This is a genomic window from Nitrospirota bacterium (assembly GCA_030645475.1).
GTDB lineage: Bacteria > Nitrospirota > Nitrospiria > Nitrospirales > Nitrospiraceae > Palsa-1315.
In genome coordinates, this window is the sequence record JAUSMA010000061.1 from 64,930 (window position 1) to 77,741 (window position 12,812).

Here is a 12,812-nt window from a genome sequence, read left to right on the forward strand (position 1 = left end):
TTGCTCTCTCTCTTCCTGTGAGTGGAAGAGGGCTTTGTTGTCTTCTTGCACTGCCCTTGATGGGTACTTCTCTTAGCGCCTCAGCACGACGGAATTTAGCCCCCTTCTCGTCCAGTTATTCGCACTGCATCAACATCAAGCCTTTATCCTATCCTGGTTGATTCTCGACAGACTCTGGCGTGCGTGACAAGCCTGTTAAGGTGGGATCCTCTTCTGTCCATATCGCGCATTGCGCGCCTGTCTCAGGTCTCATCCTGCGACGGGCGGCAGGCACATCTGAGGGTGTAAGTGAAAATTTGTATACAAAGGTCAAGGAAAATGTTCACGAAACCCTCTCCCCAACTTCTGTGGATAAGTCTGTTCATAAGATCCACTTGTCTGCCAAATACTGCGCATTTATCTACCCTCGACACGTCTTTGCCTAAAAAATAGGCATTGATGGGCAATAACGTAACACCACAAGATATAGGGGTACTTTTCGAAAAATAAGTCAGAAACAACAAAGCCTAGTGAAAGACAGGCATTTTACGCAGCAACATAACGGACTGCTGCGCTGGGAGCGAGGTTTTCGTCGAGTTATGCACAGACTTCTCTCCTGGACTAGGTTTTCTCCATCATTATTGGGAGATCGAGGGAGGGGCTTGACAGTCTGATGTACGGCGTGTAACCATTGGTTACACTATGAAGCCGAACGACCTAAAGCGAATTCGAGAACAGATGGGACTGACCCAGCAGCAACTTGCCGATGCGTTGCAGACGACACGTGTGTCGGTTGCACGCTACGAATCTGGTATGCGCCGTATTCCTGGAATGGTCCAAGTCGTATTAGATCGGTTGGGGCGGTCGTCTGAAATTCCCATGGCAGGAGTGGTGGCGGCTGGCGTACCGATTGAGCCGGTCTCCCAGTCCGAACTCATCGATGTCCCGCCCAGCATGTTGCGGGGGGGAGATACATTTGCACTCCGTGTCAAAGGGGAGTCGATGAAAGAGGATGGCATTCTCCCTGGCGATCTTGTGGTGGTGAAAAAACAGGCGACAGCGCAGAACGGGCAAACAGTCGTCGCACTGGTGAATCACGAGGCTACGATCAAGACCTACTTCAATAGGGATTCACACATTGAGCTGCGTCCTGCGAACGCAGCGATGCAGTCGATTATCGTACGACCGTCAGACACGTTTCATATCGAAGGCATTCTCATCGGCGTGATTCGGCATTGTGCGGTGTAATCAAAAATGGAGGGCATGATGAGCACAGCAGGAAGACTCGTAGGGACAGATCGGCTCGTTGATCTAGAGCGCACGGTAGACACCCTGAATGACCAATTGCGTGAGATGCAATGGGAACTCTGTCGGGCCAAGGCAAAACCGTTTACAGTTCGGTTGTGGAGAAATCTTGTCCATCTCAAGGGAGGGCAGGAGTTCATGTCAGACGTCTGCAATCGTCGCTACCGCCCGAACACTAAAATGGTGTCTCTTGCTGACCCAAGAGCGTAGCAGGGACGTGCTCATTGCAGTCGCTTGCTCCGACTGTGGGACGGCGGTTCAGCGACGCATTGTTTGCGTGGATGGAATGACTCATTCTACGGTCGAACTTTGCGAACGCTGCTGGAGTGCCTCTCAGCAGCTGCAGGCGTTTGCAGGAGGCTGTTGCGGATAAGAGTGCTGGTACAACTGTCTTGAGGCGATCAGCATGAAGAGGGGGCCGTGCGTGCGCGCACGCAGTGCGGTGTGGTGGCGGTGTCCCGGATTGAACGGGAGACCCGCGGCTTATGAGTCCGCTGCTCTACCAACTGAGCTACACCGCCACATCTTTGTTTTTTAAGAGTTTTATGATCGATTTCCGAATCGGCGTTTTCTCTCCCGACATTTTCCCGACACTTTTTTTCGATCCCTGCACGGCCCCACGTTCCATCGCCTCACGCATGGCCTCGTCGAACGGCTGACAGTACAGTTCAGCCATCTGCATATTCGACCATCCGCCTAACGCTTGTAAGATGCGTGCTGGCGTCGTCTGCCCGGTGCGACTGGCCCATGTCCGGCGCAAGGTGTGAAAGGTTACCTTCAGATCCGATAAGCCAGCTTTCTTCACGGCCACGGCATAATGCCGATTGTACCAGTTATGCGCGTTCACCGGGCGCGTGCGAAACCCTTTCGCCTGGAACACCCAGCCCTGCTCGGGCTTGCCCTGCGTGAGCCAGAATTGCTCCAGGATGACCATGGCGATGGTCGGCAAGGGCAGTGTCCGCCCTGGATGTCGTTTGAATGGTGGCAACGCCAGCGCGCGATTGTTCCATGACACCCATTCCCAGCGCAAGCTAAAAAATTGTGTCAGACGAATACCGATCGCAGTGGCGAGACCCACCCGCAAGGCGTCCTCGACGCTCAGGGCATCCAGGAGGCGATCCTCTTGCTCAAGGGTGAGAATATGTGGCGTCATAGGAGCGGGTCGTTCGAGGCGCACGTCCGCCCAGAGTTCGATCACCCAGGCTTTCGGGCGCACCATGACGCGCATCATGTGCCGGAGAAACTTCACATAATGATTCACCGTGCCAGTCGATCGTCCACTCTTGCGTAGGAGCACCATGGCCTGACGGATTGCCATGGCGTCCAAGGTCAAGACTGGGCGCTTCTTGAAGTGTTGTTTCCACCATTCTCCGAACCGCTTCTGTTCGCGATAGGCCGAGAGATGGGCCACGGTGGGCAGAAACTCGGTGATTAAGTCTTCGACAGTCGCCTGGGTGGTCCTGACTTGTCCGGCTGTGTCCCGTGTGTGCCGCACCGTCGCCCGGCGCGCCTGATAATCCTGTCTGGCCTTGGCCAGTGTCGGGAACCCCCAGATCCATGTCGTCTTGCCTGACAGGTCATCCGCCCGTGAGCCAAACTCGTCTTTACCGTGCGTGATCCGGCGATAGACCCCGCGCTCAATCCGTACTGTTGTGGGTCCGTGCGCGTTATTCATCTGGCGGCTTGGTGACGTACCCGTATCCGGCTTCCCAGTGATCGAGATCGCGGAGCCGTGGACACCAGGCACATTCATATTGGACCAGGGCGGATTCGACCTGCGCTCGAAGGGACGCCTGATGTGTCAGACTGAGCCCGTTCGATGCGGGCGAGGCGTACTGGCATGGAAACAGCCAGGCCGGGGTCGCGGCGACCTCCTGGGCCGGTGCATCACCACTCGTCACGACATAGGTGATGGGGGTGCGATCATCGAGAAACCGTGGGAGTGGGACCCAGCAATGTGCGCGATAGTCGATCACGCCGAAACTGTGTGCGTAGCAGGCCAGAATCCCTACCATCCGGTGCAGGTTTACGCGCTGGTCATTGCCGTAGGCTTCGGCACAGGGATGCCGCAACAACAACTCGGTCAACGTCAAGGCATCCTGAGCCGCCTGACGGCCAGGCAAGGTGAATGTCGTCTCATGCCAGAGTCCTTGTGTATGGCTGGCAGGTGGCACATAGCAACCGCGCTGTGCCACCTCAATCATGCTGGTGAGGCGAGCACTGCGAGCGTGCGTAAATCGAAGCCTCAGCGTCGTCACCATGATCAGGCGTGCATCTTATTCGGGAGCCCGGACGCTGCAGGTCCGCGCCGGCCTTTTGTAATACCCTTTGCCAGGGCGTGATCGGCATAGCGTTCTAGGATCACATTAATAAGTTCATTTAACTCCTGCTGAGTCGTGGTGCCGTGTGCGCGTGCCAGTTTATTCAGCACCCGTGTGGTGATCAGGTCAAACTTACGGCGGTTGAGTTCGTAGCGATGCACATCTCTGGGGATGTGTGCCTTGGCCAACGTCCAGAATTCCACGGCTGACATGGTGGGGAGCGCCAGCAGCAGCGCATCCATATGCACCCAGGAAATACCTTGTCCGCTTTCCCACTTTGAAATGTTGACGGCGGCTTCGAGCTGCATGATCGTGGCTAATTGGGCCTGGGTCAACCGCATGTTTCGTCGCGACTGCTCAATGAGCGCCCCTAATGCGGTGGTCTCTCGTCGCTCGCGCCGTGCTCGATTCGCGGCGGTGGCTGATCGTTGATTCCGTCTCATGCCCGCGCTCCTTGACCGTGCAGGTTCCTACTGCAATATCGACAGATCGTCGCGTCCACTCTCACGAGCTCCGCACAGGCTGGGCACTTCTGCATGGTGTCCGAGCTGAGCTGTCGCGCTTCGATCGCGGCCGTGTTGGGCGATGCCACCAGGGCCGCAATTATGCCAATCGCGGGACTCAAGATGACAGACAGGAGGCAGAAACCCAGAAACGAACGGCCTTTATTGCGTGCAATGAATCCTGACGCCACACTGAGTGTCACCCAGAGAAAGAGGATTTCCATTCACGTTCCTCCATTCATCAGAGCTGCTCGGGATGGACAATTATCGCAATAGGTGCCATCCCGTACTGCCATCTCATGATGCTGGCAGTAGCGAAACCTTCCAATCTCAACGACGCTTTCATGTTGCCCCCCCACCAACGCCACTAGTCCCGCGTCACGACTAACGACTGCCCTTGATTTTCTGCTTGGGCCCATCCCGCACCAATGGCAGCATGGATCGTGTTTCCGCCGCGTTCGGAGCTGTGCGTTCGACTTCATCGTATAACGTCGCCCAATCATGCCAGGTGAGCCCGAGGCCAAAGATGACTCGTTCCAGTACCCTAACTGTGGGGCCCTGCTTACCCGTTTGCCAACGCAGTAACTGCTCTCTTCCCGCTATTTTTTCGCGGTCCATATAACGCTTGGATTCAGCGTGCCGATCCACCATCAATTTCAACGTCTGCTTCCAATGATCCATAACGAGCACAGTATTCCCCATATACAATATATTTTACAGGGTGCATATTTTCATGTTGACAACTTACATCAGGGATGATAATTAGCAACCACTATGACTGATCAATGGACCTTCGATCCCTCAAAACTGAAGACGCTCAGGAGCTTCAAGCGCCTATCACCAGAGGCGCTGGGTCGTTCCATCGGTAAATCCCGCATTACCATTATCAATTGGGAAAAGGGTCGGATGACGCCAACGGCGAAGGACATCGTGGCCATTGCCAATGCCTTCGACATCGACCCCGCCTCATTTTTTGGAAAGCAGGTGGCCTGATGGAACTGCGTCGGAGGTCCGATCTTGTGCAGGTGGGTGTAAGAGCCGGCGTGACCGATATGTTCGGCGGCACCAATGTCCACCGACCGAAGCTGCTGCGGAAACGGACGTTCCTCATGCCCATCGAGCTGAATGACGATCTTGAGTTCGATGCCGCACACCGTGGCGTCAGTGTGAATGAGGTCTTTCTCAGTGCCATGGAAAATGAGTTCGCACGTCGCAGCATGGTGGGCCTCCCATTTGGTCTTGATTACTACGACCATATACGGCCAATGCGGGCGCAAATGAAAGCGCAAGGTTATCGGAGGATCGCCGAGTTTATCGGACAACTGCTCTCCAGTATCGGATGCGGCGAATCGCCACAGAAAACGGAGCGAACGTGACCCCTGCCACGACGCATCGCACGGTCGTATTGCCTGACATCATGACGGCGCAAGAGGTCGCGACTCTCTTGCGGGTGACGGCGCATCACGTCAGGGATTTGGCCAAAATGGGGGAGTTGCCGCACATGCGCATCGGGACAGAGTTTCGGTTTGTCCGCGATGAATTGATTGCGCGATACCCGAACTTACGTGCGGTAATCCTGAGGGAGGAACGCCATGAGTGACCTGTTGAGGGTGAGTAAATATCCGTATTCGCTCCGAACGGCGGTGCAGGGGACACGCGAAACAGAACAACGATTTTATGGTACGCAGACCAGCTTACGGATCAGCAGAAAGCGAGCAGAGGGGACCAAGCGCCAACGATTCTCCGTACTCAGGGCATTGAAGCAGTTGGGTCTCTAAGCGAGACATGTACAACCAGGAGGTGTAACCGTGGAAGTGATCGTCATCGTGAGTTTGCTGTGTTCGATGCTCGCACTAGGTATCCAGGCCAGACAGTTTCTCATGGGTCGTCAGAAACCGGTGCGCCGGCGATCAACGGGAGTGTCTACGGGTGCACGGGAGAACCGGAAGAAGGAAGGAGTGGCAAGCCAAAGTTTAGCGTAGAAAAGGACACGGCCTCGGAGCGCAAACTCCAAGGCCGTGAGAGAACCATAACAGCACACGCAATCTAAGGCATCTTGGTGCGTGTGTCAACGACAGGGAGGGACCCATGACAGCACCCCACCACGACAAGTCCGAAACCACATCCATCGCGCTCTCTCCAGTCACCATTGCCGTCAATATGGAGCTGGAAACGTGGCGCAAAAAAGGCGCGCACATTCTTCAGGCTGGTGTGATTCAGCGGGATATTCCCCTGCACGATATTGTGGTGACCCCATACCAGATCGAGCTCGTGCCGGACGGGGCATATATGAAGAGTCCCGATAAAGAGGTCTACGCCAGCAAGGGGGAGTTCAGTTTGACCCGTGTGGCCTATGACCGGTTTGCCCAACGCGCCTGCATCCAATGGGTCTGGCGCGAGTGTATGCGGATTCCGCCGTTCAACAACCCTCGCTACTGCGCCTATCGTGCGGTCGGCAAGATGATGGACCTCAGTGGCCGGTGGCGCGTGCAATCGGCGGACAAGGCCATCGATATGGACATTGCGGAGCAAGAGTTACGCGATAACTATACGCAAAAGGCTCTCGATTATATGGCGGGAACCAGTCCCAAGGACCGTGACTTTCAAAAGGCATTTCCAGACGAACGAGATCGTCGGAGCTGGGTGGAGGAAAAGGTTCGCGCGGACGGTCTGCAAATTCAGAAACACATTCTGTCTCGGGCACAGACTGGGGCACAGAATCGGGTTGTGCAAAAGTTGCTGGCGTTGAAATCTAGTTATACCAAGCAAGAATTAGAGAAGCCGTTCGTGTTTGCGGCGTTGGTGTTTCGCCCCGATCCTAATCATCCAATGGATCGACGGCACATGCTCGATCAGGGGTCTGGCATGGCCGATATGATGTATGGGCAGGATCGGAGCCAATCGCCCCCTGACATGCAAGAGGACGACAAGACTATAAATGTGAAGCCCTATCCCTTGACCGGTCTGGATGAAGAAGACGAGGCGGAGATCGTCCATCCGTCCACGTCGGCCTCTGCGTCCCCACCGAATCATCCCCCTCAGACGCCTACGGCCACGGCGGCGGATCATGAACCTAACCAGCCCAATCAGCCGAGTCCGGAGGAGAGCATGCGGATGGACTTTGCCAGTCTGGATGTGGAGGAACAGGCTCGCAATCTCGACGCCATGATCAAAATCAAGGCCTACAAGGGCAAGATCAACGGCGACATCGCGAAGTGGAAACCAGAGCAACGCATGCAGTTCTACGACATGCTCTCAAAGCTGCCCACGCCAGGGAAGAGTACGGACGACTTGCCATTCGATAAATAAGGAGCGCACCGATGCGACGACTTGCGGACGGTCCATCCTTGCCTGGATTTATGACAGAGGACGAATGGTACGACGATCGGACCGACGCATGCGCCGCCGCGGTGGGGATGACAAATGGATTGATCCTGGGCATGGCGCTCGATGTGGCGCTGTGGCTGATGATCGGATAATTGCTCTGTCTGACAGATAACTGAACAAGGAGTAAGACCATGATCCGCCCACTACATGCAGGAGATTTACATCCAAATTCCAATGCGACGTTCGCTGGCAAGGTCGCGATTGACCCTGAAACGGGGATGAACCAATCGTTGACGGATATCCGTCGAAGCTTGGAGGAGATGCGGTTGTTTGCGACGGACGAAGAGACGCGGTGTGATGTGGTGCTTTTGACGGGCGATGTGTTCGATACCTGCAACCCTACCATGGACGAGGTGGAGGTCATCGTGTCATGGGTTGAGGCCATGGCGGAGGCCATGCCAGTGGTGATCATTCCCGGCAATCATGACATGGGATCTAGTGGCACGAGCGCCACGGCGATGGCCCCGTTGAAATATCGAAAGAACGTCCATGTGATGGAGCGACCGAGTCGCATCGTCCTCAATATCGGTGGGCAGCGTGTCAAATTCTTTGGACTGCCTTATCCTCGCAAGGGTCTGATCCTCGCGCACGATAATCATCAAGGTAAAACATCGGAAGAAGTCACGGCCTTAATCAATCAAGGTCTCGCGGCCATCATTCGGTCATTCACGCTTGAATTCGAGGATGACATCCCCAACATTCTCTTGGCCCATGGATCGGTGGACAATGCCAAGGTGGGTGATCAACCGCGCTCGCTCTCCCATGACATTCTCATCCCGCTCCAAGAATGCACTGGCTTTGACTACGTGGGGCTCGGCCACATCCATCAACCGCAGCAAGTGGCCCCGAACGCCTGGTACAGCGGGAGCCTGATGCGCCAAACATTCGGCGAGGAGCATGAGCCAAAAGGCTTCAATGTCGTCGAGATCTGCAAGTGTCGCCCGGTGAACGTCCAGCATGTCGTGAACCCATGGGCACGCAAGTATAAAACGCTGACCATGCAGGATGTGCGTGAGCTGGAATGGCAGCACGTGTCCGCTGAGCACATCTACCGGATCAAGGACCGTCTGACCGCGGAGGAGTATGACGCGGCCAAGCCCATGATCAAGAAGTGGGTGGATGAACATCCGTGGACGCAGATCGATGTGGAAGTTGCAACCACTGACCGGACCAGGGATGCCGGCATGGCCGAATGCGCCAGCATGGAGGACTCACTCGCGAGGGCCTTGAAGGGCACCGTGGAGGAATCTGAAATCCCAGAGATATTCGGGAAACATCAACAGCTCGTTGCGGAGGTGTCGCGATGAGGCTCAAGAAAATACTCCTGCACAACTTCGGCTGGTACAAGGATGCGGAGATTGATCTCACGGACGTTCAGAGTGCCGTGGTGCGAGGCATGAACGGCACGGGGAAGTCGACGGGGTTCATTGACGGTCCCTTGGCGGCGTTCTTCGGGAAATGTCGGGCCAGTATCGATGAGCTGATGTATCCCGGCGCGGATGACATGGCCATTGGGGTGATCTTTGAGTCGAACCATCAAGACTATCGGGTCCAGCGCAAGCGGAGTCTGAAGACCAAACGTGGGAAGTCAGAGCTGCAGCTTGATGTGTTGAATGGGGAGCAATGGGTCCCGATGTCGGATGGGATCGACGATGCCCAAGCCAAGATCATTGATCTGTTGGGGGCGGACTATGAATTATTCACCTCCACCTGTTTTTTCCTGCAGGGAGAAATTGATCAATTCACGAAGGCACTCCCCAGTAAGCGCACGGCCACGCTCACGGAAATTCTTCGACTCTATCAGTACAAGCCGCTCAATTTGTCCGCCATGCGCCATGTGACCGTTGCCGAGACGAAGCACGGTGAAAAGGCTGAGCAATTGACCATCCTTGAACAAGCAGCCTCGACGGTAGACAGCCTCGAAGCACGGCAGACAGAGGTGAGCGCGGCCTTGGTCGATTCCACGAAGGCGATTGAGCAATTGGAGACCCATCAACAGTCGCTCACGACGCTGACGGCCGGATTGGCTGCGGAGTTGAACCAACTCGCCACGATCCCAGGTCAAATTGCCGACCTCGACGCGAAGCAGGTCAACATTCAGTCATCCCGGCAATCAATGGTAGCTCGGCGTGAACGTGCGGCGAAGATCCTCAGCGAACGCGCCACGATCGAGGCCAAGGTCAAGGAAGAGAGGGAAAAGCGTGATGAGATCGCACAATTAGATGAAGTGCTGGTTGGCATCTCTGGGGATGTCGCCGCGCTGACACAACAACTCGCGCACGAACAGGAACAACTGGGCGTCATTCCGCAACAACTCGCCAGCCTCCAGGCAACGCTCTCAATCGTTCGAGAGCAAGAAAAGGAACTGGTAGCTCGGCGTGAACGTGCGGCGAAGATCCTCAGCGAACGCGCCACGATCGAGGCCAAGGTCAAGGAAGAGGCAGGGGCAAAGCAATTGGATGCGCTCTTAGAGAGGGAGCGAACAACATTGTCTCAGGATGCGACGGAGCTCGTCGTCGCCCTGAGTGAGGTGCGCGTGCAATTAAGCACAGGCATTGAGCTGGAGCGATTGGTCGTACAGGCCGAAACAGCAGTGGATCGACAGGTTCAGCTCTATGTCCAGGAGACCGCGCGCCTCGATATGGCTCTGACGGATGAAAAGAAGCGACTGGAGTTTCTCAAGACGGTGCCGTGCGGAGAAGATCTCCAACGTCGGTGTCCCTTTACGATCCAGGCTGTCAAGATTCAGGAGGCTCTGCCGGCAACTGAGCATGCCTTTCAACATCGTTTCATCGCGGATCAGCGATCAGCGATTGCTCCGGAAGCGTGCGAGGCTCTCCGTGAGGCACTCGTGCAGCAATCTACATGGAAAAAACTTGATTGCGATACGACCGCGAAGAAGCTGGAAGCGAGCATACAGGCCGTGAGCGCCAAGCAAGATAATTGTGAAAAGAGGCGTGCGGCCAACCGTGACTATCTCGTTTCCTTATTCACGTTTACCGCGTTAATGCCTGAGCTCGCAGTGGCGGAACGAGAAGTGGCCAGCATCGACCGTGATCTGGTCCAGCGCATGCATACCTATTCGGAATATGGGAGAGAAATTGAACGGCTCGAACTCAGAGCCGTCGAACGGAAGAAGGTGATTCTGAATGTTGAGGCAGAGCTCACCCTGTTGGCTATTCGAAAGGAGGAATGTGACACGCGCCAGAAAGACAATCGGGCCGCACTCGTGGACATATCACGATTTACGGCATTGGTCCCGGAACTGGAATCCGCGGAGCGCGAGGTCATTCAGGTCGATGCAGACCTTGCACGATTCTCCGATGATCTGTCTCGCATTGCGAGCGACATTGCAAAACTAGAAACATGTCTAGCGGATCGTGCGCGCCTCACATCGGAGTACGACCGTCTCTCGTCGGAGTTCCAGCAAGGTCAAATATATCTGACACGATTACGGTCTGACAGCCAAACCGCTACTGGTAGGCTGAAAGAATTGGAGATGGAGATCAAGAGCGGTCAGGACGCCGCACGGAAAGCGGAGACGCTCCGCCATGAATGTGCGGCGCTCTTGACGGACAAGCGGCATTTCCAGGCCTTAGCGACGGCCTATGCGCAGATCCCCATTCTGATTATGGAAACGGCTATTCCCTTACTGGAGGAGGAGTCCAACCGCATACTGGACAAGATCTCCACGACCGGCATGCGGATTCGTTTCGATACCCAAAAAGCCCTCAAGAGTCGAGAGGGCATGATGGAAACCCTTGAGATTATCGTGCGTGATTTTCGAGGGGAGCGGCGGTATGAGTTGTACAGTGGAGCGGAGAAATTCAAGGTCGACCTAGCCATACGCATTGGTCTTAGTAGACTCCTGGCCTCACGATCAGGATCCAGACTCCAGACCGTGATTATTGACGAGGGGTTCGGCTGTCTCGATCCTGATGGCATCGTACAGCTCAGGGAATCATTGGTACGCCTGGCAGAGGATTTCGGGCTGTTACTCGTGATTACGCACGTTGAGGCGTTGAAGGACGCGTTTCCTTCTCAGTTGGTCGTTACCAGTGATGCGAATGGGTCGCACGTCGAGGTGGTGCGCTAATGGCCACCAAGCTGAACTACATCTGCGACCAATGCCAGGCGGTGAAAGGCGTAGCGAACAAGTGGTGGGTGATTAGGGGAGGCCCGTTTCATTTCGTGATCAAGCACTTCTCTGAGGATGGAGCCAAGGACGCTGAGAATCAGTTGGCGTGTAGCTCAAGCTGCCTGAATAAGTCGGTCTCTATCTGGTGCGATCAGATGACAAAGAATGACGCTGCGCCTACAAGAATACCAACCGGTTAGTTAGATAATTTACCTGGTTCATGACTCTTATCTTCGAAGGACAAACGATTGTGCACGGCCTTGATATTACTCCCCAATATGTATTGGGAAAATACCGCATTGACTTCAAAGTTTCATACGATCGTAGCCCTAAACACTTCGCAGACATCGCGCAACTACAGTCCAACGTCATTCTTGTGGAGTGCGATTCTCAGGAATGGCACGAGCGTTCAGAGAAAGAGCGTCGCTATGAAAAAGCGAGAGACCGATATCTTATTTCGAATGGACACGAGGTCTTTCACTACACAGGAAAAGAGATCAAGGATGACCCAGTCACCGTTGCGGCAGAAATCATTGCGCACGTCATAAACATAAAATACTGCACGAAAGAATATTTAATAAGCTCGGTCAGAGAACTGCAAGTCAATCTTTAATATTGGAATCTAACTCCATGGCGTGGATCGAATCGCATCAAGCGTTAGGGAATCATCCGAAGCTACTCAAAATGGCACGAGCGATGGGATGGACCAGATCAGACACCCTCGGTCGACTACACATATTCTGGCACTGGTGTCTCGACTATGCCACTGACGGGCAACTCCATAAACATGGGATGGATGTGATCGCGGATGTGTTCGAAGTGGACTTGAAACAGCGAGAACAATTCATTGCCGCCTTGCGCACGTCAGAATTTATCGATTTCGAGCCTCAATTTCGAGTGCATGATTGGTGGGACTATGCGGGAAGATTCTTACAGGTCAGATACAAGAGAACGCCTAAAACTTGGAAGGAAATCAAGCGTTTATATGGTCACTCCATACAACGTACAAACAACCGAACAACAACCGACAAACAACCAACAAACAACCATAAACCTAACCAACCTAACCAACCTAACCAACCTAACCAACCTAACCAACCTAACCAACCTAACCAACCTAACCAACCTAACCAACCTAACCAACCTAACCAACCTAACCAACCTAACCAACCTAACCAA

Annotated in this window: 16 protein-coding genes and 1 tRNA gene; 11 read left to right on the plus strand and 6 right to left on the minus strand. The window is 54.6% G+C overall.

Annotation, left to right across the window (positions count from 1 at the left end):
- Window positions 1–681: 681 nt before the first annotated feature.
- The gene (gene lexA, locus Q7U76_12500; GenBank protein ID MDO8357203.1) at window positions 682–1,227 is read left to right on the plus strand and encodes a transcriptional repressor LexA; all 546 of its coding nucleotides are present in this window, start codon (window positions 682–684) and stop codon (window positions 1,225–1,227) included.
- Window positions 1,228–1,729: 502 nt separating this feature from the next.
- Here lexA and Q7U76_12505 read toward each other — a convergent pair.
- The 6 genes from Q7U76_12505 to Q7U76_12530 form a co-directional block, all read right to left on the minus strand.
- Window positions 1,730–1,805: transfer RNA gene (locus Q7U76_12505), tRNA-Met, on the minus strand.
- The gene (locus Q7U76_12510) at window positions 1,796–2,959 is read right to left on the minus strand and encodes a tyrosine-type recombinase/integrase (protein ID MDO8357204.1); all 1,164 of its coding nucleotides are present in this window, start codon (window positions 2,957–2,959) and stop codon (window positions 1,796–1,798) included. Before Q7U76_12510 ends, Q7U76_12505 begins: the two co-directional genes overlap by 10 nt.
- The gene (locus Q7U76_12515) at window positions 2,952–3,488 is read right to left on the minus strand and encodes a hypothetical protein (protein ID MDO8357205.1); all 537 of its coding nucleotides are present in this window, start codon (window positions 3,486–3,488) and stop codon (window positions 2,952–2,954) included. The genes Q7U76_12510 and Q7U76_12515 overlap by 8 nt, the downstream gene beginning before the upstream one ends.
- A 59-nt stretch (window positions 3,489–3,547) precedes the next feature.
- Window positions 3,548–4,048 carry a hypothetical protein gene (locus Q7U76_12520; protein MDO8357206.1) on the minus strand — a complete coding sequence of 167 codons (501 nt, stop codon included), beginning with the start codon at window positions 4,046–4,048 and terminating at the stop codon, window positions 3,548–3,550.
- Window positions 4,045–4,332, minus strand: coding sequence for a zinc ribbon domain-containing protein (locus tag Q7U76_12525; protein MDO8357207.1), 288 nt, complete (start codon window positions 4,330–4,332; stop codon window positions 4,045–4,047). Before Q7U76_12525 ends, Q7U76_12520 begins: the two co-directional genes overlap by 4 nt.
- Window positions 4,333–4,492: 160 nt before the next feature.
- Window positions 4,493–4,789, minus strand: coding sequence for a hypothetical protein (locus tag Q7U76_12530; protein ID MDO8357208.1), 297 nt, complete (start codon window positions 4,787–4,789; stop codon window positions 4,493–4,495).
- A gap of 93 nt (window positions 4,790–4,882) precedes the next feature.
- Between Q7U76_12530 and Q7U76_12535 the strand changes: the two genes are divergently transcribed.
- The 10 genes from Q7U76_12535 to Q7U76_12580 all read left to right on the plus strand — a co-directional run.
- Window positions 4,883–5,101, plus strand: a complete 219-nt coding sequence (locus Q7U76_12535) for a helix-turn-helix transcriptional regulator (protein MDO8357209.1) — start codon at window positions 4,883–4,885, stop codon at window positions 5,099–5,101.
- Complete coding sequence (locus Q7U76_12540) at window positions 5,101–5,484, plus strand: hypothetical protein (GenBank protein ID MDO8357210.1); 384 nt, start codon at window positions 5,101–5,103, stop codon at window positions 5,482–5,484. Before Q7U76_12535 ends, Q7U76_12540 begins: the two co-directional genes overlap by 1 nt.
- Window positions 5,481–5,708, plus strand: a complete 228-nt coding sequence (locus Q7U76_12545; protein MDO8357211.1) for a helix-turn-helix domain-containing protein — start codon at window positions 5,481–5,483, stop codon at window positions 5,706–5,708. Before Q7U76_12540 ends, Q7U76_12545 begins: the two co-directional genes overlap by 4 nt.
- Window positions 5,701–5,886, plus strand: coding sequence for a hypothetical protein (locus Q7U76_12550; GenBank protein ID MDO8357212.1), 186 nt, complete (start codon window positions 5,701–5,703; stop codon window positions 5,884–5,886). The genes Q7U76_12545 and Q7U76_12550 overlap by 8 nt, the downstream gene beginning before the upstream one ends.
- Window positions 5,887–6,196: 310 nt before the next feature.
- Window positions 6,197–7,417, plus strand: coding sequence for a hypothetical protein (locus tag Q7U76_12555; GenBank protein ID MDO8357213.1), 1,221 nt, complete (start codon window positions 6,197–6,199; stop codon window positions 7,415–7,417).
- A gap of 11 nt (window positions 7,418–7,428) precedes the next feature.
- Window positions 7,429–7,587 (plus strand): hypothetical protein, encoded by a 159-nt coding sequence (locus Q7U76_12560; protein MDO8357214.1) that lies wholly within the window; start codon window positions 7,429–7,431, stop codon window positions 7,585–7,587.
- A gap of 39 nt (window positions 7,588–7,626) precedes the next feature.
- The gene (sbcD, locus tag Q7U76_12565) at window positions 7,627–8,802 is read left to right on the plus strand and encodes an exonuclease subunit SbcD (protein MDO8357215.1); all 1,176 of its coding nucleotides are present in this window, start codon (window positions 7,627–7,629) and stop codon (window positions 8,800–8,802) included.
- The gene (locus tag Q7U76_12570) at window positions 8,799–11,591 is read left to right on the plus strand and encodes an SMC family ATPase (GenBank protein ID MDO8357216.1); all 2,793 of its coding nucleotides are present in this window, start codon (window positions 8,799–8,801) and stop codon (window positions 11,589–11,591) included. Before sbcD ends, Q7U76_12570 begins: the two co-directional genes overlap by 4 nt.
- Window positions 11,592–11,853: 262 nt before the next feature.
- Entirely contained in the window at window positions 11,854–12,246 is a 393-nt protein-coding gene (locus Q7U76_12575) for a DUF559 domain-containing protein (GenBank protein MDO8357217.1), read from the plus strand.
- Between the two features lie 179 nt (window positions 12,247–12,425).
- Window positions 12,426–12,812: hypothetical protein (locus tag Q7U76_12580; GenBank protein ID MDO8357218.1), on the plus strand; the 387-nt coding region annotated here is incomplete at its 3' end.

Excerpts from the sequence above, each read along its gene's own strand:
- lexA (MDO8357203.1), top strand. The coding sequence starts at position 682 with ATGAAGCCGAACGACCTAAAGCGAATTCGAGAACAGATGGGACTGACC.
- Q7U76_12510 (MDO8357204.1), bottom strand. The coding sequence starts at position 2,959 with ATGAATAACGCGCACGGACCCACAACAGTACGGATTGAGCGCGGGGTC.
- Q7U76_12515 (MDO8357205.1), bottom strand. The coding sequence starts at position 3,488 with ATGATTGAGGTGGCACAGCGCGGTTGCTATGTGCCACCTGCCAGCCAT.
- Q7U76_12520 (MDO8357206.1), bottom strand. The coding sequence starts at position 4,048 with ATGAGACGGAATCAACGATCAGCCACCGCCGCGAATCGAGCACGGCGC.
- Q7U76_12525 (MDO8357207.1), bottom strand. The coding sequence starts at position 4,332 with ATGGAAATCCTCTTTCTCTGGGTGACACTCAGTGTGGCGTCAGGATTC.
- Q7U76_12530 (MDO8357208.1), bottom strand. The coding sequence starts at position 4,789 with ATGGATCATTGGAAGCAGACGTTGAAATTGATGGTGGATCGGCACGCT.
- Q7U76_12535 (MDO8357209.1), top strand. The coding sequence starts at position 4,883 with ATGACTGATCAATGGACCTTCGATCCCTCAAAACTGAAGACGCTCAGG.
- Q7U76_12540 (MDO8357210.1), top strand. The coding sequence starts at position 5,101 with ATGGAACTGCGTCGGAGGTCCGATCTTGTGCAGGTGGGTGTAAGAGCC.
- Q7U76_12550 (MDO8357212.1), top strand. The coding sequence starts at position 5,701 with ATGAGTGACCTGTTGAGGGTGAGTAAATATCCGTATTCGCTCCGAACG.
- Q7U76_12555 (MDO8357213.1), top strand. The coding sequence starts at position 6,197 with ATGACAGCACCCCACCACGACAAGTCCGAAACCACATCCATCGCGCTC.
- Q7U76_12560 (MDO8357214.1), top strand. The coding sequence starts at position 7,429 with ATGCGACGACTTGCGGACGGTCCATCCTTGCCTGGATTTATGACAGAG.
- sbcD (MDO8357215.1), top strand. The coding sequence starts at position 7,627 with ATGATCCGCCCACTACATGCAGGAGATTTACATCCAAATTCCAATGCG.
- Q7U76_12570 (MDO8357216.1), top strand. The coding sequence starts at position 8,799 with ATGAGGCTCAAGAAAATACTCCTGCACAACTTCGGCTGGTACAAGGAT.
- Q7U76_12575 (MDO8357217.1), top strand. The coding sequence starts at position 11,854 with ATGACTCTTATCTTCGAAGGACAAACGATTGTGCACGGCCTTGATATT.